The sequence below is a fragment of the Clostridiales bacterium genome (genome assembly GCA_012512255.1).
GTDB lineage: Bacteria > Bacillota > Clostridia > Christensenellales > DUVY01 > DUVY01.
Genome location: JAAZDJ010000044.1, coordinates 1 through 19,981, shown reverse-complemented (window position 1 = coordinate 19,981; position 19,981 = coordinate 1). Strand labels below are relative to the sequence as shown.

At 36.7% G+C, this 19,981-nt stretch carries 17 protein-coding genes and 1 other annotated feature; of the genes, 12 read left to right on the top strand and 5 right to left on the bottom strand.

Annotated elements, in window-relative coordinates:
* Positions 1 to 1,383, top strand: a 1,383-nt coding sequence (locus GX756_02380) for a hypothetical protein (protein ID NLC16709.1), incomplete at its 5' end; no start/stop codon positions are given.
* Between the two features lie 159 nt (positions 1,384 to 1,542).
* Here the strand turns inward: GX756_02380 and GX756_02375 are convergent.
* From GX756_02375 to GX756_02365, 3 genes are all read right to left on the bottom strand, one after another.
* Positions 1,543 to 2,358: an FprA family A-type flavoprotein gene (locus GX756_02375; protein ID NLC16708.1), complete on the bottom strand. Its 816-nt coding sequence runs from the start codon at positions 2,356 to 2,358 to the stop codon at positions 1,543 to 1,545.
* A 66-nt stretch (positions 2,359 to 2,424) separates the two neighbouring features.
* On the bottom strand, positions 2,425 to 2,616 hold the full coding sequence (locus GX756_02370) for a hypothetical protein (GenBank protein ID NLC16707.1): 192 nt from the start codon (positions 2,614 to 2,616) through the stop codon (positions 2,425 to 2,427).
* A 64-nt stretch (positions 2,617 to 2,680) separates the two neighbouring features.
* The gene (locus tag GX756_02365; GenBank protein ID NLC16706.1) at positions 2,681 to 2,839 is read right to left on the bottom strand and encodes a rubredoxin; all 159 of its coding nucleotides are present in this window, start codon (positions 2,837 to 2,839) and stop codon (positions 2,681 to 2,683) included.
* A 119-nt stretch (positions 2,840 to 2,958) separates the two neighbouring features.
* Here GX756_02365 and GX756_02360 point away from each other — a divergent pair, with 119 nt between their 5' ends.
* Positions 2,959 to 3,453: a flavin reductase family protein gene (locus tag GX756_02360; GenBank protein NLC16705.1), complete on the top strand. Its 495-nt coding sequence runs from the start codon at positions 2,959 to 2,961 to the stop codon at positions 3,451 to 3,453.
* Here GX756_02360 and sigK read toward each other — a convergent pair.
* Positions 3,450 to 4,148 carry an RNA polymerase sporulation sigma factor SigK gene (gene sigK, locus GX756_02355; protein ID NLC16704.1) on the bottom strand — a complete coding sequence of 233 codons (699 nt, stop codon included), beginning with the start codon at positions 4,146 to 4,148 and terminating at the stop codon, positions 3,450 to 3,452. The two genes, GX756_02360 and sigK, sit on opposite strands and share 4 nt — an antisense overlap.
* A gap of 127 nt (positions 4,149 to 4,275) precedes the next feature.
* On the opposite strand from sigK, the gene GX756_02350 reads away from it, so the two are divergent.
* The 7 genes from GX756_02350 to serS all read left to right on the top strand — a co-directional run bounded on the left by GX756_02350 (position 4,276) and on the right by serS (position 17,247).
* Positions 4,276 to 11,853: a hypothetical protein gene (locus tag GX756_02350; GenBank protein NLC16703.1), complete on the top strand. Its 7,578-nt coding sequence runs from the start codon at positions 4,276 to 4,278 to the stop codon at positions 11,851 to 11,853.
* A 23-nt stretch (positions 11,854 to 11,876) separates the two neighbouring features.
* Entirely contained in the window at positions 11,877 to 13,181 is a 1,305-nt protein-coding gene (locus GX756_02345; protein NLC16702.1) for a replication-associated recombination protein A, read from the top strand.
* A gap of 104 nt (positions 13,182 to 13,285) precedes the next feature.
* Positions 13,286 to 13,822 (top strand): rubrerythrin family protein, encoded by a 537-nt coding sequence (locus GX756_02340; GenBank protein NLC16701.1) that lies wholly within the window; start codon positions 13,286 to 13,288, stop codon positions 13,820 to 13,822.
* A gap of 299 nt (positions 13,823 to 14,121) precedes the next feature.
* Positions 14,122 to 14,430 carry an anti-sigma factor antagonist gene (locus GX756_02335; GenBank protein NLC16700.1) on the top strand — a complete coding sequence of 103 codons (309 nt, stop codon included), beginning with the start codon at positions 14,122 to 14,124 and terminating at the stop codon, positions 14,428 to 14,430.
* A 17-nt stretch (positions 14,431 to 14,447) separates the two neighbouring features.
* Positions 14,448 to 14,873 (top strand): anti-sigma F factor, encoded by a 426-nt coding sequence (locus GX756_02330; GenBank protein ID NLC16699.1) that lies wholly within the window; start codon positions 14,448 to 14,450, stop codon positions 14,871 to 14,873.
* A gap of 40 nt (positions 14,874 to 14,913) precedes the next feature.
* Positions 14,914 to 15,660 (top strand): SigB/SigF/SigG family RNA polymerase sigma factor, encoded by a 747-nt coding sequence (locus GX756_02325; protein NLC16698.1) that lies wholly within the window; start codon positions 14,914 to 14,916, stop codon positions 15,658 to 15,660.
* A gap of 41 nt (positions 15,661 to 15,701) precedes the next feature.
* Positions 15,702 to 15,909, top strand: a binding site (T-box leader).
* Between the two features lie 51 nt (positions 15,910 to 15,960).
* Complete coding sequence (gene serS / locus GX756_02320) at positions 15,961 to 17,247, top strand: serine--tRNA ligase (protein ID NLC16697.1); 1,287 nt, start codon at positions 15,961 to 15,963, stop codon at positions 17,245 to 17,247.
* A 20-nt stretch (positions 17,248 to 17,267) separates the two neighbouring features.
* Here the strand turns inward: serS and GX756_02315 are convergent, their stop codons facing one another.
* A complete protein-coding gene (locus GX756_02315; GenBank protein ID NLC16696.1) occupies positions 17,268 to 17,663 on the bottom strand; it encodes a hypothetical protein in 396 nt (131 codons plus the stop codon).
* Between the two features lie 272 nt (positions 17,664 to 17,935).
* Here GX756_02315 and GX756_02310 point away from each other — a divergent pair, with 272 nt between their 5' ends.
* Genes GX756_02310 through GX756_02300 form a run of 3 tightly spaced genes read left to right on the top strand, consistent with a single transcriptional unit; the run spans position 17,936 to position 19,875 of the window.
* Positions 17,936 to 18,412, top strand: a complete 477-nt coding sequence (locus GX756_02310) for a SpoVA/SpoVAEb family sporulation membrane protein (GenBank protein ID NLC16695.1) — start codon at positions 17,936 to 17,938, stop codon at positions 18,410 to 18,412.
* Between the two features lie 8 nt (positions 18,413 to 18,420).
* On the top strand, positions 18,421 to 19,506 hold the full coding sequence (gene spoVAD, locus GX756_02305; GenBank protein ID NLC16694.1) for a stage V sporulation protein AD: 1,086 nt from the start codon (positions 18,421 to 18,423) through the stop codon (positions 19,504 to 19,506).
* A 15-nt stretch (positions 19,507 to 19,521) separates the two neighbouring features.
* On the top strand, positions 19,522 to 19,875 hold the full coding sequence (locus GX756_02300; GenBank protein ID NLC16693.1) for a SpoVA/SpoVAEb family sporulation membrane protein: 354 nt from the start codon (positions 19,522 to 19,524) through the stop codon (positions 19,873 to 19,875).
* Positions 19,876 to 19,981 lie beyond the last annotated feature (106 nt).

The window sequence follows — 19,981 nt, the reverse complement described above, 5'->3', positions numbered from 1 at the left end:
TTTTTGGCGAAATTAGTTATAGTTTATCTATATGCGCTTGTCGCGTTTGCGGCTATTGTTATTCCGCTATTAATAGCGTTAGGCGTAGCCACATCGCAAGGTTTTGTATTTTATCTTTCAATTTTATTAGGCTTTATTTTAACGCCTGCATTTCCTTTAGCGCTGGCGAGCATTATCGCTATACCAATAATGTATTTGGTCTCATTTTTTAGAAACAAAGGCTTGTTGACAACAATATTTTTGTTGATATTATACGCTGTAATATTTGGCGCTTATTTTTACGGCGTAATGTCATTGCAGACAAGAACAGAAGAAATAGCCAATAATATGGACGCTATTTTAACCAGCCTTTCTAATGTCGCTCAAATCATATCCAAAGTATTTTATCCTCTTTACGCCATAGCGTGTCTTGCGACCAATAAGGCGTTATACGGCTTAAGCGCTCCATTAAGCGGTCTTGTAAATCTAGCTATAGCGGTATTTTCATTATTAATATTATTATTAATAGCTTATTTTATCTCAAACGCGGTTTATCAACAAAGCACAATAAGACAAAATGAAAGTGCGAAAGCGTTAAGCGTTAAAAATCAGAAAACTGAATTCAGGTCTCATTTAAAAGCCCTAATGATAAAGGAATTTAAAGACATTACAAGAACGGCGGCGTTTGGTCTTCAATGCCTTGCCGGCATCATAATATTGCCGCTAATAATACTTGTATTAATGAATATAAATTCTTTAGCCCTACAAGAGGCGGATTTGTCAACGGAATTGGTCCATAATCTCTATTATGGCATTTCTTATGGCATGTTATTGATGCTAGGTAGCGGTATGAATATCGCGTCTGCTACGGCAATCAGCCGCGAGGGCAAACTTTTTTATCTTTCAAAAGTTATTCCCGTTGACTACACTACCCAAATAAACGCCAAGGTTTATATATCCTTAATACTCAATTATATAACCATATTTTTAGGTTATTTGATTTCTATTTTCGTATATAAATTAGGCGTTTTAGAGATTATATTTTTCCCTATAACATTAGGATTATATAGTTATGGCTACGCGTATTCCACTATAAGATTTGACTTAAAAGAACCCAAACTTAATTGGGCCACTCCCAACGAGGCGGTCAAAAACAATAAAAGAGCGACCATACCGACTCTTATTAATATGGGCGTGAGTTTTGTAATAATGATGCTTATGTCAACGATGTATAGTCTTTTGGGAGTTGCTTCCCAAAATGCGTATTTACCAAACAACATCATTGTTTTGATAAAAATTGGCGTATGGTTGCTGATAACCATAGGCGTTTTCGCTTTTGCTATAATATCAAGAAACCGTTTATACGGAAGCGTAAATGCTTTGTATGAAGAAATAGAGATTTAAAAAAGTTTTAAAAAATACAAGATATAAAAAAATTTTATTAAGGCGGCTATTAATAGCCGCCTTATCGCTATAGTTTTTCTGCTAGTATTTTAGCTGTTTGGGATATCGTTTGGTATTCGTCTTGAGTCGGCGCGAATAAAAATCTCAAATATGGGCTACCTATGGCAAGCCCAGGCTTTTTAGTCTAGCTTCTAGATTAGGGCAAGCCTCCCCGCTCCAGCCGTATGAGCCAAACGCGAAAGCGGTTTTGCCTTTGGTTGTAATTGGACTAATAAGAGATAGAATATCCCACACGGGTTTTAGCGCGTCTCTATTAACAGTAGGCGAGCCAATAAGCGTAAGCTTAGAGCATTCGATTGCCGACAAGATTTCTTGCGGCGAAGAATGTATAATATCAAAGATATATGTTTTGACTCCCAGATCATTCAATTCTTTCTCAAAAGCTTGCGCGATATTTCTTGTGTAACCGTATGCAGACACATAGGCAATCGTCGCTGATTTTGGCTCAAGCGTATCTTGACTCCATTCTTTATATAGATTAATTACATAGTCTTTGTATTTTTTCAATATCGGACCGTATGAAATCGCGATAATTTCAATGTCTAAGTCTTGAAGCTTATCAAGCCCCTTAATAATCCAAGGTTTAAAAGGACTCATTACGGCGTCAAAATAATCTTTTATAACGGAAAAGTATTTGTCGGGGTATTTTAAGTCTTTATCAATTATATCTTCTTCAGCGTAATGCGAACCCAAAAAATCGCAAGTGAATACTATTTTTTGTTCTTGTATGTATGTAAACATAGAATCGGGCCAATGCAAATTGGGCTGGAAAATAAATTTTAATTTATTATTTCCCAAATCCAATTCATCGCCGTCTTTAGCCGTTATATAATTGAAAGGCTTATTGATAATTTGAGTTATATTTTTGATTCCCGCGGCGCTCGCCACTATGGTGATATCGGGGTTTAATTCCAATAATGCTACCCGTATGGTCGGGCTCGGTATGGTTACATATCAAATATTTAATTGTGGAAACGGGGGTTATTTCTTCAATATTTTGTATATAATTGTCCGAAAATTTTCCAAAACCGCTTCTATTAATACGTTATTTTTGTCTTTAATCAAATAGGCGTTGTATGTCGTGCCATATTTTGTTTCCATAACGACATCAAAAATTCTTAATGTCGGATTGCAAACTCCCACAGAATAAATATCCCGCGTAATTTTTTTCATATTTTTTTCTCCTAAAGGCTATAAATAATCAAAAGACGGTTTGAATTTAAACCGCCTTTATAGTTTATTCTAGCAATGTAAAAGCGGATTTATCCAAACCGCATTGAGGGCAAACCCAATCATCAGGAAGATCTTCAAATTTTGTGCCGGGCGCGATATTGTTATCGGGATCGCCTACAGCCTCATCATAAATATACCCGCAAACGCATTCGTATTTTTTCATAAAAAACCTCCACAAATTGATAAAAATTATTATATATTAATTTCATATTTTTTCAAGTGAATAAGTCACGCTCAGGTCTTTTTCAGGTTATTGTGATATAATATAAAAAGGAGGTAATTATGTTAAAAGAGTTTGATTTGTTAAGCCTTGACAAAAACCCATTTGATTTGATAGGCAAGCAATGGATGCTTATTGCCGCGGGCGACAAAGAAAAACACAATATGATGACGGCAAGCTGGGGGACTTTGGGCGTACTTTGGAACAAAAATATTGCGGTAATATTTGTTAGGCCTATTAGATATACTTTTGAATTTCTTGAAAAACACGATTATTTCTCGCTCAGTTTCCCTATTGATTCCAAGGTTCATGATATTTGCGGCGGCAAATCGGGACGGGAGATTGATAAGACAAAAGCTTGCAATTTGACGCCTATCTATTCAGATGGGACTGTGTATTTTGAGGAATCAGAAATGGTGCTAATTTGCAAAAAAATATACGCAACAGAAATTGACCCAAATATGTTTTTGGATAGCGAAATACATAAAAATTATCCGTTAAAAGACTATCATAAAGTATATGTGGGAGAGATTATTAAAGCGTATAAAAAATCTTAATTAAAATTGCATTTGGCAAGCTCATTGCGCACTTTGGCAAGGGCTTTTTTTTCTATCCTTGATATATAAGAACGGGATATACCCAATATTGACGCGACCTCGCGCTGCGTCAGGCTTTTTTGTTCGCCCAATGAATAGCGCAGTTTAATTATCGTGTATTCTCTTTCATCCAATACCTTTTTGATAATATCCATTATTTTATCCAATAAGATATTGGTTTCAACTTGGTCGACAACGCTGTCTTCCTTTACAAATAAAAGGTCCATCAAAGTAATTTCGTTTCCTTCCCTATCTATGCCCACGGTATCGGCCAATGACAAATTGGTTCGGTGTTTTTTATTGGCGCGTATGTACATCAATATTTCGTTTTCTATACATTTTGCGGCATAGGTGGCTAGTTGCGTGCCTTTTTCTTGAGAGTATGTATTAATCGCTTTTATCAACCCTATGCTTCCGACCGATATCATATCGTCAACTTCGGCCGCGTTATTAAATTTTTTTACTATATGCGCCACAAGCCTTAAGTTATGTCTTATCAATATGTCTTTGGCCTCGGCGTCGCCGTTTTTGCATAAAATAAGATATTTCTTTTCTTCCTCTTGGGATAACGGCTTAGGAAAAGTGCCTTTATTATTGACATAAGAAGTGAAAAAAAAGATTTTGCTTAAAAATGTAAAAAGATTTTCAACTATCATAATACCGCCAAGAGATTATTTCCATAAAAAACGGGCTATACATATATATGAAAATTTTTGTGGAAAATTGCCTGTCCAAAAACCCAAGCTGTTTAAGATATATTATCTTAGGACATAATAATTCAATATGCACTATTTTATTTGGATAGTAATAATCGCAATAATATCAGGTATAATAATCAAAATAACCGCATGGCGCGGCGACCCTTATTTTGAAATGGGGGTTAATATCAATTACGAAGAACTTAAAGAAAGGGTAAGAAGCCTTTCGATTTTTCACAAACATACAAAACTAAAAATCGGCTCAATGGATATAAGCGTGATTGCTTCCAAGATTAGAAAAGCGTATAAGCTTATAAGTCTAAAAACTCAAAAAGGCTATCAATTATTGGAATTTGAGAGATGGTTATATGAGAATAATTATTATTTGGAAAGCGTTTTGGATGTCGCTATCAGAAAGCTTCAAAACTTGCCTAGGCTGCCATATATCAATGACAGACCGCGAATTTATGAAATTATCAGCTTTATTTTGCGCCATAGCAACGGTTATATATCCAACCAGCATTTAAGCCAGCTATTAAAAATTTATCAGGAAGAATGTTCGCTAACATTTGACGAATGCAATAACATTAAATTGTTTTTAGATTATTGCCTATTGGAGTTTGCGGCAATAATCTCAATGAAATGCATAACAATAAATAAAAATATCTTTAAGGCATGTTCCAACCGCTATAATCGCAACCTTGAAAACAACTTAATAAATAACAGTTTTATATACGGAATCAACCTTTGTCAAGATCGTAAAAAGATTGACCAAATAACAAAATACTGTAATAAGTTAGGTTTTAGTTTTTCTGAGCGACTTGATAGCTTTAACCGCCAAGTAATCAAATATAATATTCTAATTTCAAACACGATAAACTCATTAAGGGTTTTTAATGAATATGTAAATACCAAATTTATTCTTGATATCTGCCCTATAAATGAAATTTTTCTAAAAGAAGAGGCGGGAATTTATCAAAACAGTACTGATGTCAGCAAATTATATTATTTGGAAAAATTATCGCGGCTTGCCCAAAAAAAGAAATTAAACGAATTGTTTTTGGCTAGACATATTGTCGCCTTAAGCAATGCGAAAAATAGCCATATCGCCCGCGCGCTTTTCAAAAGAGAATACAAAAGTTTTAGGGCGTTAATGTATGTTTTTTGCATAACACTTGTTGCTGTCGGCGCCAACGCATTGATAGGTTGGTTGTTTTTTGATAGGTTATGGCAGTCCATTTTGTATTGGTTAATATCTATGCCTATTTATATTTATATATCAATATCTATTATAAACAAAATCTTAAGCATGACTGTCAAACACAAGCCGCTTTTAAGATTGGACTTTTCCCAAGGCATTCCTCAAGAATATCGCTCTATGGTTGTGGTTTCCCAGCTAATAAGCGATAAAAACGAATTAGAAAAAGCGATAGAAAATCTTAGGAGATTGAAAGCCGCCAATAATTATAATAATATAAGATTTTGTTTGCTGGTAGATTTTTTGGCTTCCGATAAAGCAATGACCAAAGAAGACGAGGAACTATTGCGCTATGCTAAAAAATTATTTTACCAAAAACTAAATCCCGATGACTATAATATTTTTTGGCGCAGAAGAAGTTATGTCCCGTCCGAAAAAAAATATTCAGGCGAAGAAAGAAAAAGGGGAGCGTTTTCCAAATTAGTATCTTTTTTGTGCGGCGAGAATGTCCATGATTGTTTTTGCTTAATCTTAGGGCAAACAACTTCTAAAATCAAGTATTTAATAGCGCTTGATAGCGATTCTTTTACTATGCAATGCAGGGAAATTATTGAAACAATGGCCCATCCCCAAAATATAAAATACGACCTTATTAGCTTTGCGATTCGCACTAATCCTATATCAAGCATAAAAACGCCTTTTTCTTACGCATTTGCCGATGGCAGGGGATATGATGTGTATTCTTTGCATGGCAAAAGCATAGGCTCCGATGTGTTTGACCAAGGATTGTTTTGCGGGAAAGGCATAATAGATGTTCAAAGATTTAACCAAAAACTCAAAAACAAATTGCCTAAAAATTGGGTATTAAGCCATGACATTATTGAAGGGGCTTTGCTTAACTCCATAGACAGCGATGTAATATTATACGAAAACGCGCCCGATAATTTAAAAACATATATGTCGCGCTCAACTCGTTGGACTAGGGGGGATTGGCAAAATATAATTTTTTTAAAAAATAAAGTCAAAGATGAAAACAATATCAAAATAAAAAATCAAGTCAATTTGCTAACCAAATGGCGTATCATAAGCAATATTAATTTTAGTCTTATCTATATAAGCGCGCTTTTGCTTTTGTTTTTGTCAATTTTTTTGGGCGCTGTTCCTTTAATAACAATGGGCTTAATTTTAAGCTTTGATTTTTTTCTTACATTATATTCATTAATATTTAATTCATTTAGAAATAGATTTACTTATGCTTTTTTGAGAGAGTCAAAGCAAACGTTATTACGGGCAATTATTTTTGCCGCCTGCCTTCCGTATATTTCATTTAATTTATTTAAAGCGATTTGCCAATCGCTTTATCGCATGATTATATCAAAAAAGAATTTGCTAAAATGGAACACTTTCGCGCATTCGTTTAATAAAGCCGAAAACTCAATGGGTTTTTGGTTTGGGGAGCTTTTATTGCCTTGTTTAGCCGTAATTTTGCTTTTTTCAAGCCTGACGCTTTGGATTTTAGGCACAAATGCTTATTATTATAGCTTATTTAGTCTGTTGTTTTTATCTTCTATTCCTTTAGCTTATTATTCTTCAATTAAGCCGCAAAAAACGCATATAATCAGCGATGACGACCAAAAAATGCTGCTTGATATTGCGAAAAAGACTTATCAATATTTTATTGATTTTGGATATAACACTCAAAACCGGCTTGTATGCGATAACTTTCAAGAAGATTTTATTAATTACAGCGCTAAGCGCACTTCGCCCACAAATATTGGATACCAGATATTAAGCGCAATTTGCGCATATGATTTGAAATTAATTGATTATTCTGAGCTATATAATACTTTATTGGGAATTATAGACGTAGTATGCAAACTAAAAAAATGGCACGGCAATTTATATAATTGGTATGACACCCAAAGCCTACGAATATTAAGACGCTATGTTTCAACTGTGGATAACGGCAATCTACTCGCGGCTTTAATAGTGGCGCGGCAAACATTAAAAAAGAAAGATGTTTTGCGAGCCAGAATAAAAAGATTGATAGAAAAAATGAATTTATCAAAATTATATGACAGCAGCAAAAAGCTTTTTTATATAGGCACGGACACTAAAACATTTGACAAAATCCATTATGACCTGATGGCAAGCGAAGCAATGCTCACGAGCTTTTTGGCGGTAGCGTTAGGCAAAGTTCCTAAAGAGCATTGGAACCACTTATCCCGAGCCCCTGTAAAATATGACGGCTATGCGTTATTTTCTTGGACCGGAGGAATGTTTGAATATTTGATGCCGTTTTTGTTTTTAAGGATATACGAAGGCTCCATGCTGTATCAGTCCTGTATTAACAGCATAAACTCCCATATTAAATACGCGAATAAATTAGGTTTTGATATTTGGGGCATATCGGAATCGCAATATTTTATGCTGGACGATCAAAAAAACTATCAATATAAGGCGTTTGGAACGCCTTATTTGGCGTTAAAGAATATGAGCGATAACTTTGTCATATCGCCATATTCTTCTATGTTAGCGTTGTCATTTGCGCTCCAAAAAGCGTTAAAAAATATAAACAGATTAATAGCGCAAGGACTTATGGGGGATTACGGCTTGTATGAAGCGCTAGACCTTACCCAAAGCGCGCATATAAACAAAACTTACATGGCGCACCACCATGGAATGATTTTATGCGCGATTAATAATCTATTAAATAATGACATAATTATAGAAAGGTTTATGTCGGTAACCGAAATTAAGGCTTTTGATATTATGTTGTTTGAGCCTATGATAGATTACGCGCAAAAGAAAACAATATACAAGCAATTGCCCGTTGTTGGCCTAGAGCCAATTACCAAAGTAATTACGCAAAAGCCCGTCTTGCCAGCATACAACCTAATGACTAACGGACGCTATCATCTTGCCCTAGACGATGAGGGAAACGGCTGCGCGGTATTAAATGGCATTACGCTAAACAAAGAATGTAATTTTTGCAACGGCGTTAATCTGTTCTTGGACGGTCAAGTTATTAAGCTGATGGCAAATTCTCAGACGGTAATCCAAAATAGTTCTTTCAGTTTATATAGATACAAACATAATAATATTACTCTCGAACTAAAAATAGCCGTGATGCAGGATTATGACGGCGAAATAAGAAGTTTGACAATCATAAACGACGGAACTGAAAAGGTATCGTGCAGAGCTGCCTTTTTTATTGAACCTGTTTTGACCTTTGATGAAAGTTATTACGCGCATCCTGTTTTTAATAACATGGTAATCAAAACAGAAAAATTGAACGACAATATAATATACACATATCGCAATAACGAAAAAGATCCTGTGTATTTAGCGGTTTCAATATACGAAGGCAAGGCGCAATATGAATCAAATAGGTTTAATTTCCATTCAAGGGACGGCTTAGGTTGGACAAGAATAAAAAACGAAAGAGCCGACAGCTTTGGCGAAATACTTGAGCCTGTATTGGGCGCGATAAAAGACCTAACCCTAAATCCTATGAGCCAAACAACAATAAATTATATTATAACGGCAAGCAAGAGTTTGGATGCGATAAAGGATGCTATTTGTTCTTATTCATGCGACAAGGCGATTGATAAGGCAATTGACACCTCAACAATTTATTTTAAACAGCTTTGGACCGCTTTTTCGCCTGAAAAAAATCTTATGGAAAAAGTCATGGCAATGTATAGCCGCCTAAAGACCTGCGTGATAACATATGACGGCGATTATACGGATTTGCAAGACGATATAAACATATTATTTAAAAACGGCGTTTTTGCGACGCACCCTATAATCAGCTTTTTTTATAGGGACGGCAATATTAATGAATTATTAAAAATAGTTGAAATTTTTAAATATTTGTCTTCCTACGGACTTAAGACAATTTTGGTATTGATGTATTCAGAACCCGAAATGTATATTAATCCATTATTGGACGATATAAATGGCGTGATAGACAGACTGTCTTTGCGCAATATGGTTTTGGAGAATAAAATCAAGATAATCAATCTTACAAGAACAGACCATAACATAGTTAACATATTAAAAAGAGTATCGCAATATTATTTTGACAGCGTATTTAAAGTTGACAACATCCAGTCAACAGCCTATCCAACAACAAAAACATCAAAACCCAAAATTTTGCACGCACAGTCTTTAAAGACCAAAAATCTAGATATGGAACTTGGGCTTGGAGGGTTCTTGGAAGATAGCGCGTATTATATTGACCTTTCTAGAGATAATACGCCTTTGCCTTGGAGCAATATATTAGCGACCAATAATTTTGGAACATTAATTACCGAAAAAGGCGGCGGCTATACATGGTCCAAAAATTCAAGGGAATACAAATTGACCGCTTGGCAAAACGATGTGGTTTTTGACAAGTGTTCGGAAGAGATTGTTTTAAGAGATGAAAATACTAAGGCATGTTGGAAAATAACTAAAGACATAGAAAATCCTGACGCACAATATATAGTAACGCATGATTTGGGCCAAACAATTTTTGAAACATCTTACAACGGCATTATTTCTGTTTGTTCGCAATTTTTGGATATTGACTATGACGCCAAAATATTTAATGTCAGCCTAAAAAACACCTCTAATACGGAAAGAAAATTAAGTCTTGCTATTAATCTAGACGTAGTGTTAGGCGTTAATAAAATTGAACAGGGGGACAAGTTATATTTCAAAAAAGAAAATAATAGGGTATTTGGGTTTAATGCGTCCAATAAAGTTAGCGTATATTTTGGAACGGATCAGAATGACTTTGATTGTATATTCTCCTCGCGGGATTTTGAATATTGGAAAAACGGCGGCGATTGGATTAATTTAAGCTGTTCTAATCCCAGCTTGGCGATAAAAACAAAAATCAAGTTATTACCAAATCAAACCAAAGAAATTAACTTTTGGTTGTCCGATAAAAAATATGAAATCGCCGATGTCAATACCGCGCGAAACAAGTGCGTAGAACATTTTAAATCTTTATCTTGCGTCAAAATTAAAACGCCCTCAAAAGAATTAGATAGATTAATAAATAGGCTGCCTTATCAGGTTTTATGCTCAAGGTTTTACGGCAGATGCGGATACTATCAAGCTGGCGGAGCTTACGGTTTTAGAGACCAATTGCAAGATTGTTTGGCTGTGTTGTATATTGACCCGCAAGCCGTGAAAGAACATATTTTGCTTTGCGCGGCGCATCAATATGAAGAAGGAGATGTCCAGCATTGGTGGCATCCCGAGAGAATCGGCACTAAAACGATAATTACTGACGATCTATTGTTCCTGCCGTTACTGGTAATGGAATATATCAAATATACGGGCGATTTTGGGATATTGGACGAAAAAGCGCCTTATTTGCGCTCGCCCGCGCTCGCTAAAGACGAGTATAGCAGATATGAAAATCCCGAGGTCTCGCCTATAAACGACACTATCTATATGCATTGCGTAAAAGCGCTGGAACTGGCTATTTTAAGGCGAAGCCATCGCGGATTGTCGTTAATAGGCGGGGGAGATTGGAACGACGCGCTTGACAAAGTCGGGCATAAAGGCGAAGGCGAAAGCGTTTGGTTGAGCATGTTTTTATGCTATTGCCTAAACGAATTTTTGCCGCTGGTTAGGTCTTCCGCCTTAATTAGCGAATACAAAAATGAAATAATAGAGCTTAAAAAGGCCGTTAATGAATTTTGCTGGGACGGCGAATGGTATCGTCGCGCGTATTTTGACAACGGTTATCCTTTAGGAAGCGTAGAAAGTAGAGAATGCAAGATTGATTTATTAAGCCAGGCTTGGGCTATTATATCCGAAATAGGCGATGAAGACAGGGCAAAAACGGCGTTAAAATCAGCAGAAGATAGGCTTGTGGATTATGAATATCGCATAATCAAGCTTATGGATCCGCCCATTAAAGAATTGCCGGCGGGATATATTAAAAATTATCCTAAAGGCGTCCGAGAAAACGGCGGTCAATACACGCACGCCGCCTTATGGTATGTTTTGGCTTTGATAAAGAACGGACAAAAGGATAAGGCGTATAAGGCGCTGGAATTAATTAATCCAATAACTCATTGTTTGACCAAAGAACAGGTTGAAAGGTATAAAGGCGAGCCTTATGTTGTGCCCGCTGATGTATATTCAAACGAATTGTTTTATGGGCAGGCGGGATGGACATATTACACAGGTTCCGCGGCTTGGATGTATAAAGTAGTAATAGAATATATATTAGGAATAAAAAGACGCGGCCGAAAATTAATTATTGAGTCTAATTTGCCTTCGGCTTGGGATAAATGCGAAGTCCTTTACGATTATAACGGCAGCCAAATAAATATTGCAATATTAAACAAAGGACTAAAAGAGCCGATTTTGAGCATAGACGGCATAAAATATCACAACATCAATTATATAACGCTAAACAAATCTTTATCCTCAAGTCAAATAGTTGTTGAAGTATAAACTTTTTGTGCTATAATCAACTTATGGATTTATTCAGCATGTCCGCCAGAACAATGGCGCCCTTATATGAACGAGTAAGGCCCGAAACCTTGGACGAATTTATCGGGCAAAAACATATAGTAGGGCCAAATTCACTGCTTCGTAGGGCGATTGCGGCTGACAAATTGGGCAGCTGTATTTTTTACGGTCCGCCCGGCACAGGCAAAACCACTTTGGCCAATATAATAGCCCATTCATCAAACGCCTACTTTGAAAAACTAAACGCCGTATCTAGCGGCGTTGCCGACGCAAAAAGGGTTATTGAAGAGGCTGAAAACCGACTAAAGCTTTATTCCCAAAAAACTTATCTATTGCTTGACGAATGTCATCGCTGGAACAAGGCGCAATCGGATAGCGTTTTGGCCGCAATTGAAAAGGGCATAATAATATTTATTGGCAGCACTACAGAAAATCCATATGTCTCAATGACGCGCGCGATAGTGTCCAGATGTCGCATTTTTGAGTTTTTGCCAATCGCGCAAGACGATATTATAGAGTTTTTGAAGCGGGTTGTGTCAAGCCCGAAGGGATTTGGCAATCTCAAAATCAAAATAGACGAGCAAGCCTACAAGCATTGGGCATGGGCGAGCGCGGGGGATTTAAGAGTGGCGCTTAACGCGTTGGAACTTGCTGTTATGACAACGCCGCCTGATAAAGAGGGCTGCATTAAAATTGACAAAACTATCGCGGAGCAATCCATTCAAGCGAAAGCATTGTCCATAGACCAATCAGTGTATTATGACTTTTTGAGCGCCTTTTGCAAGTCGTTGAGAGGCTCCGATCCAAATGCGGCGTTATATTGGGCTAACAGATTGATAGAAGCCGGATGCGATCCGTTGTTAATAGCAAGAAGATTGGTTGTTCATGCAAGCGAAGATGTCGGGCTGGCCGATTCGCGGGCCTTAACCTTAGCGGTCAATGCTTACTTGGCCTTGGAAAGATTGGGCTTGCCCGAGGGTAATATACCTTTGACGCACGCTATTATTTATGTTTGCCTTGCGCCTAAATCAAATTCGGTTGTAAAAGCTATGTACGCGGCTAAAGAGGCCGTTAATTTTACTAAAGACGATATTGTGCCGCATTATATAAGGGATAGAAGTTATCCTCATGTAATTGACGATAACTCAGTCTATAAATATCCGCATGATTATGGGGGATATATTGAACAACAATATCTTCCCGATAGTCTAAAAGACGCTAAATTTTATTTGCCGTCAAGTAACGGCGAAGAGCCAATGTTGATAGAAAGACTAAAAAAAGAAATTAACAAGAATAAGGACGATAAGTAAGGTTAGTCTAACATTTTAATGAATTTTAAATACGCTGTTTTACTTATAATTTAATATTTAGTATGAATTTAAATGAAAAATTATATAAAATAAAGGAGATTATTATGAAAGATTTAAAAGGCACACAAACTGAAAAAAACCTGCAAGAAGCGTTTGCCGGCGAATCAATGGCAAGAACAAAATACACTTTTTTTGCTTCTGTTGCCAAAAAGGAAGGCTATGAACAAATAGCCGATATATTCTTGCAAACCGCGCAAAATGAAAAAGAACATGCCGAGCTTTGGTATAAGGCGTTGGGATTGATAGGGGACACCGCCGAAAATCTCATTTCCGCGGCTGCAGGCGAAAATTATGAGTGGACGACAATGTATGCCGAATTTGCCAAAACGGCAAGAGAAGAAGGCTTCCCTGAAATCGCCGCAAAGATGGAAATGGTAGCAAAAATAGAAAAAGAACACGAGGAACGCTATAAAAAACTTCTTGAAAACATTAAAAACAATAAAGTGTTTGAAAGGGACGAAGAGCAAGTTTGGATTTGCCGAAATTGCGGGCATATCTTCAGAGGCAAAAAAGTTCCCAAGGAATGTCCCGTATGCGCGCATCCTAGAGCTTATTTTGAATTAAGGGCGGAAAATTATTAATATATAAATTATTAATATATATCTTATTCAGAGTAATACCTAAATACCACTCTTTAAGAGTGGTATTTTTTATGCGTTTTTTTTAATTAGATAATTTTTGGGCTAAATTTACTGACGAACCACTAAAAATTAAATTTAAGTCTTTTTTATTTTTTTATCATCTTGCCATAAGGCGCAAAGGCAATAATTATTTTTTGCCTTTGGCTTTAATTTTTCTACAAAATAGTTTAAAAACCCAAAAAATGTTCAATAATCCTATAAGGCAAAGACTATACACTTTTATAAGGGAGTTTTGAAAAATGAGAATTGAAAACAAATTGTTTAACAACACGCTTTATATTGCCATATACGGCGAGCTGGACGAACACACGGCGGTATATACCAGGAACGAGCTTGACAAGTTGATAACGCAAAACGATATGAAAAGAGTAGTCGTGGATTTGTCCGAGCTTACTTTTATGGATAGCACAGGAGTGGGAATTATGATTGGACGGTTCAAAAAACTAAAAGCCAAGAATATCCCGATTTTTATTGCCAATCCCAGCAAAACAGTTGATAAAATTTTCACAATGACCGGGCTGTATGAAATAATGCCCAAAATTGGTTAATTTAAGGAGCATAAATCATGAAAGTTGATAATGAAATGATACTTACAATTCCCGCTCTTTCAAAAAACGAATCTTTTGCGCGAAGCGCGGTCGCGGCTTTTGCCGTAGAAATGGACCCTAGCCTAGAAGAGATTAACGACATAAAAACAGCCGTATGCGAAGCCGTTACCAACAGCATTGTGCACGGCTATGACAGGCAAGAGGGATATATCACTATCAAGGCTAAGATTATTGGCAAAACGCTACATATAGAGGTAAGCGACAACGGCATAGGGATAAAAGACATACCAAAAGCTAGACAGCCGTATTTTACGACTAAGCCCGAAGAAGAAAGAACGGGCATGGGTTTTACGGTTATGGAAACATTTATGGATTCTTTGGAAGTCGCGCCCAATGAAAATGGCGGCGTTAAGGTAATAATGAGCAAAACGATAAAAGGTTAATTATTAATACTCCTATAAAAATATTTGGAGAAAATTTTAAGTGCTTGAACATAATGAGACAATTGAATTAATAGCCAAAGCTCAAAAAGGCGATGAGGAGGCTAAGACTAAGCTGTTGATTCATAATTCGCCGTTAATAAAGAGCATAATCAGGCGTTATATAAATAAGGGCGTGGATTATGATGACTTATACCAATTAGGATCAATGGGTTTCTTGAAAGCGATAAAAAATTTTGACACTTCATATAATGTTAAGTTCTCTACTTATGCCGTTCCAATGATAGCCGGAGAAGTCAAAAGGTTTTTAAGGGACGACGGGTATATCAAGGTTTCTAGAACATTAAAGATATTATCCAATAAAATTAATCAATTTATAGAAAATTACAAAAAAAATCACGCAACCGATCCTAGCATAGAGTTGCTCTCCAAAGAGTTTAACCTAGAACCGCAAGAAATTGTTTTCGCTATGGATTCCTCAAAATTTCCCATATCGCTTTATGAAAAAGGCGACGATTCCGATTTTTCTTCGAGCCTTATTGATAAAATTTCTAGCGAAAACGAAAACACGGACGATATTTTGGATAAATTGATTTTGACCGACATTATAAATGAATTAAGCGAAAGGGAAAAGAAAATAATAATTATGAGATATTATAGGGACAAAACGCAAAGCGAAGTAGCCGCAATGCTGGGAGTTAGCCAAGTCCAAGTTTCAAGACTGGAAAGCAAGATTATAGAAAAGATAAAAAACAAGTTTTTTCCAAAAGATCAAGAAAATGGCTTGTAAACGCTATAAAAAATGTATATAATATATTCCAAACATAATAAAAAAACGCGATGAAAAAGCTGCGACCAAAACAATCTTTTTCAGAGAGACGGTGTTTGGTGCGAATCGTTAAAGATGTTTGGTCTTATCCACTTTTGAGCGGTAAGGCGTAATGCCTTAAGGGGTGGCGTCCTTTATAAGCGCCGTTGAGGCGGTCGTTAGTATATAACGGCAACTTGGGTGGCAACGCGGAGTCCTTCCGTCCCAAATTGGTAGGGATAGGAAGGTTTTTTTATAAAAACATAAAAAAGGAGCGAGATTATGATTGATATCAAATTATTGCGCAATAATCCCGAACTTGTCAAAGAAAATATTAAGAAAAAATTTCAAGACGAAAAACTTCCTTTGGTGGATGAAGTTGTTAAGCTTGACGAAGAATACAGAGCGATAAAAACAAAGGCGGATACGTTAAGAAACCGTAGAAATTCTATAAGCAAGGAAATAGGCGCTTTTTTGGCAAAAGGTCTAAACGAGCAAGCCATTGAAGCCAAAAGACAAGTAGAAGAAATAGCGCAAGAGCTTGAAACCCTAAAAGAACAAGAATACGCGCTTTCAAAAAGAATTAATGAAATAATGCTTGTCATTCCCAATATTATTGACGAAAGCGTTCCCATAGGAAAAGACCAAACCGAAAATGTTGAAATTGAAAAAATAGGCGAGCCTATTGTTCCCGATTTTGAGATACCGTATCATATAGACATAATGGAAAGGCTAAACGGCATTGACCTTGAAAGCGCGCGAAAAACGAGCGGAAACGGTTTTTATTATCTTTGCGGCGATATAGCAAGATTGCATTCGGCTATATTGACATATGCCCGCGATTTTATGATTGACAAGGGCTTTACCTATTACATTCCGCCTTTTATGATTCGCGGAAATGTGGTAAACGGCGTTATGAGTTTTGACGAGATGCAAAATATGATGTATAAAATTGAAGATGAAGATTTATATTTGATAGGGACAAGCGAGCATTCAATGATAGGAAAATTTATTGATTCAATCTTGCCCGAAGAAGAGCTGCCTTATAAATTAACCAGCTATTCGCCTTGTTTTAGAAAAGAAGTGGGCGCGCATGGCATTGAAGAAAGGGGAGTGTACAGAACGCATCAATTTGAAAAACAAGAAATGGTAATTGTATGCAAACCCGAAGAGAGCATGCATTGGTTTAAGGTTTTGTATCAAACAGCCGTGGACTTTTTTAGGTCTTTAGATATTCCCGTAAGGGTGTTGGAATGTTGTTCGGGGGACTTGGCGGACTTAAAGGTCAAGAGCGTGGATGTCGAAGCCTGGTCGCCGCGTCAAAAGAAATATTTTGAAGTGGGCAGCTGTTCTAATTTGGGAGAAGCCCAAGCGCGAAGACTAGGCATTAGGGTAAAAAGCGCCGAAGGCAATTATTATCCGCACACTTTGAACAACACGGTAGTAGCGCCGCCTAGAATGCTTATAGCGTTTTTAGAAAACAATCTAAACGCGGACGGATCAGTTAATATACCCAAACCTTTAAGAATATATATGGGATCAAAAGAAAAAATCGTTCCAAATGGCTAAAATTAGTTTTAGCCATTTTTTTATGCGTTTTGCGCGTCCATAATCGGCATAATTGGTCTTGGTCTTTTCTGGACGGGTTTTTGTCCTTCATAATTAATGATTTTTAGAGGTTGGATTTTATAATCGTTATATTCTTCCGATTTTGTATTGTCTGTTTGATAGTCTTTTTCCAAAATATCATATTTTTTTGGATTGTTAGCCGTATTATCCTCGGTAACGATAAAAATTTTGCCTTGTTTTACGCTTTTAATAAGATTGCCGTCTTGGTTATACAATGAATATTCAACATAAGAAATAATATATTGGTTGTCTTGCTCAACGGCGCCGTCGGCATGCGCGTAATTTTTGATATGTAAACCAGTCAAAAGCGATATTGCAAACCCAAAAGATAAACAAAACGCTAAAAGCTTTTTCATTTTTTGTTATCCTCCTTTAAAAGATATTTTTTGCAAATTTTTGGAAAATTATTTTAAAATCAAAAATTATTTTTTCTTAACGATAACTACTGTGTCTAAGCTTAATTTTATCTAATAGCAATGAATATTAACTCAAATTTTATGAGATATTAATATCAAAAGCGAGGTGGCGCAAATGAAAGTGTATAAAGACAAACAAAGGATATATTTCAACATTGAAGACAATGAAACCATAATAAAAAGCCCGTATAAAGAGGAAAAAAACCATGGACATGCCGACAGGAGAAAAATTTAAACAACAATATAAAGAAAGAAACAAAAAATATACGGATTATGTGGAGCTTGTATCGCCCAAACAAACGACTTGGAAATCTTTGCTTAACGCGTTTTGGATAGGGGGAGTTATTTGTTTGTTTGGTCAAATTTTGTTTGATTTGTCAAAGATAATTTTATCCGTGCCGGACGATATAGCGCAAACCATTGCTTTGATAGTGTTAATATTTTTAACGGCATTGCTAACGGGTATCGGAGTTTTTGATAAAATCGCCTATTACGGCGGAGGCGGTTCTTTTTTGCCTATTACGGGTTTTGCCAACGCAATTTCCAGCGCCGCCATAGAGTTTAAGTCCGAAGGGATTATTTTTGGATTAAGTAGCAAATTTTACACCATCGCAGGACCTGTTATTGTCAACGGAATCTTGGCGTCCTTTATTGTGGGGTTAATATATTATATTATCGGGTTGTTTTAGGTGAAAGTATGAGGTTATTTGATTTTGGCGTAGAAATAGACCTAAATCTTACCAAAGGCGTTAAAACCTTAAAAAGAACAAAAAATAAAAAATTAAAAAAAATAGGCAAACAGACTTACATATTTGAAAACGAGCCAAGGATATTCAGCAGCCATTCTGTAGTGTCACAAAAAGAAAAAGACGGGCCGTTTTCAGAATATTTTTATGATGTTTTAAGCGACACAAAGTTTGATGAAAAAACATTTGAAAAAGCCGAAAGCAAGATGTTCGTTTATGCTTTACATAACGCTATCAAAAAGGCGGGGATTAAGCCCAATGAGATAGATATATTGTTTTCGGGCGATTTATTAGACCAAATAATATCGTCAAGTTATTGCGCTAGACTGTTTGATATCCCTTATATGGGCATTTATGGCGCATGCTCGACGATGGCCGAAGGTCTAATATTTTCGGCTATATTCATAGACGGGGGATTTGGCGAAGTTGCGGCATGCGTGACCGGAAGCCATTACGCCAGCGCGGAACGACAATTCAGAGGACCGTTAGAACTGGGCGCGCAGAAACAAAAATATTCGCAGCATACGGTAACGGCGGCTGCCGCGGTTATAGTCGGGCTTGTAAATCAAGGAATAAAAATTACAAAAGCTTGCGTAGGTAAAGTGGAAGATTACGGCGTAACCGATTCTGCCAACATGGGAGCGGCAATGGCGCCCGCGGCAATGAGCACATTAGTCCAATTTTTTATAGATACCAATACTAAGGCCGATGATTATGATTTGATAGTAACAGGGGACTTGGGCAAGCTAGGCAGCGATTTGTTAAGAGTATTGATGAAAGAAAAAGGTTACCATTTGGGGCAAAATTATATGGATTGCGGCGCGTCCATTTATCATCACGACCAATATACCTCGGAAGGCGGGAGCGGCTGCGGCTGCGGCGCCGCGGTCTTAGAAGCGTTTATATTGCCCAAAATGGAACAAGGCCAGTATAAAAAAGTTATTTTTATAGCCACCGGCGCGTTATTAAGCACGATCATAGTTCAACAGGGAGAAAGCATACCTTGCATCGCGCATTTGGTTTTATTGGAGAAGTGATCTATGGAAACATTTTTGATGTATATTAAAGTTTTTATAATAGGCGGCTTGCTTTGCGTTCTGGCGGAAATATTAATCATAAAAACAAAGCTTACTTCGGCTAGAATATTGGTTATTTTTTTGGTCGCAGGCGTCTTTTTAGAGGCGATTGGCGTATTTAAGTATTTAAAAGAGTTTGCGGGCGCGGGATTTACCGTTCCCATTATGGGATTTGGAAGTTCTTTGGCAAAAGGCGCTATTAAAGCCGTAAAAACCGAAGGTTTTTTGGGAATGTTTAGCGGCGGAATCGTCCAAACGGCTGCGGGTCTTGGCGCCGTGACCGTGTTTTCGTATATCGCGGCTTTAATTTTCAGCCCAAAAAGCAAATAATTTTTGTTAACAGGCGAACGAAAAAAAACATATATAATATTGATGTTGGAAGTTTATGTTTCGCCGCCCTAATAATCTAAATTCAAGTAAAGATTTATTATAATAT

Excerpts from the sequence above, each read along its gene's own strand:
- GX756_02315 (NLC16696.1), bottom strand. The coding sequence starts at position 17,663 with ATGAAAAAGCTTTTAGCGTTTTGTTTATCTTTTGGGTTTGCAATATCG.
- sigK (NLC16704.1), bottom strand. The coding sequence starts at position 4,148 with ATGATAGTTGAAAATCTTTTTACATTTTTAAGCAAAATCTTTTTTTTC.
- GX756_02335 (NLC16700.1), top strand. The coding sequence starts at position 14,122 with ATGAGAATTGAAAACAAATTGTTTAACAACACGCTTTATATTGCCATA.
- GX756_02345 (NLC16702.1), top strand. The coding sequence starts at position 11,877 with ATGGATTTATTCAGCATGTCCGCCAGAACAATGGCGCCCTTATATGAA.
- GX756_02310 (NLC16695.1), top strand. The coding sequence starts at position 17,936 with ATGCCGACAGGAGAAAAATTTAAACAACAATATAAAGAAAGAAACAAA.
- GX756_02350 (NLC16703.1), top strand. The coding sequence starts at position 4,276 with ATGCACTATTTTATTTGGATAGTAATAATCGCAATAATATCAGGTATA.
- GX756_02360 (NLC16705.1), top strand. The coding sequence starts at position 2,959 with ATGTTAAAAGAGTTTGATTTGTTAAGCCTTGACAAAAACCCATTTGAT.
- GX756_02340 (NLC16701.1), top strand. The coding sequence starts at position 13,286 with ATGAAAGATTTAAAAGGCACACAAACTGAAAAAAACCTGCAAGAAGCG.
- GX756_02330 (NLC16699.1), top strand. The coding sequence starts at position 14,448 with ATGAAAGTTGATAATGAAATGATACTTACAATTCCCGCTCTTTCAAAA.
- GX756_02370 (NLC16707.1), bottom strand. The coding sequence starts at position 2,616 with ATGAAAAAAATTACGCGGGATATTTATTCTGTGGGAGTTTGCAATCCG.
- serS (NLC16697.1), top strand. The coding sequence starts at position 15,961 with ATGATTGATATCAAATTATTGCGCAATAATCCCGAACTTGTCAAAGAA.
- GX756_02365 (NLC16706.1), bottom strand. The coding sequence starts at position 2,839 with ATGAAAAAATACGAATGCGTTTGCGGGTATATTTATGATGAGGCTGTA.
- spoVAD (NLC16694.1), top strand. The coding sequence starts at position 18,421 with ATGAGGTTATTTGATTTTGGCGTAGAAATAGACCTAAATCTTACCAAA.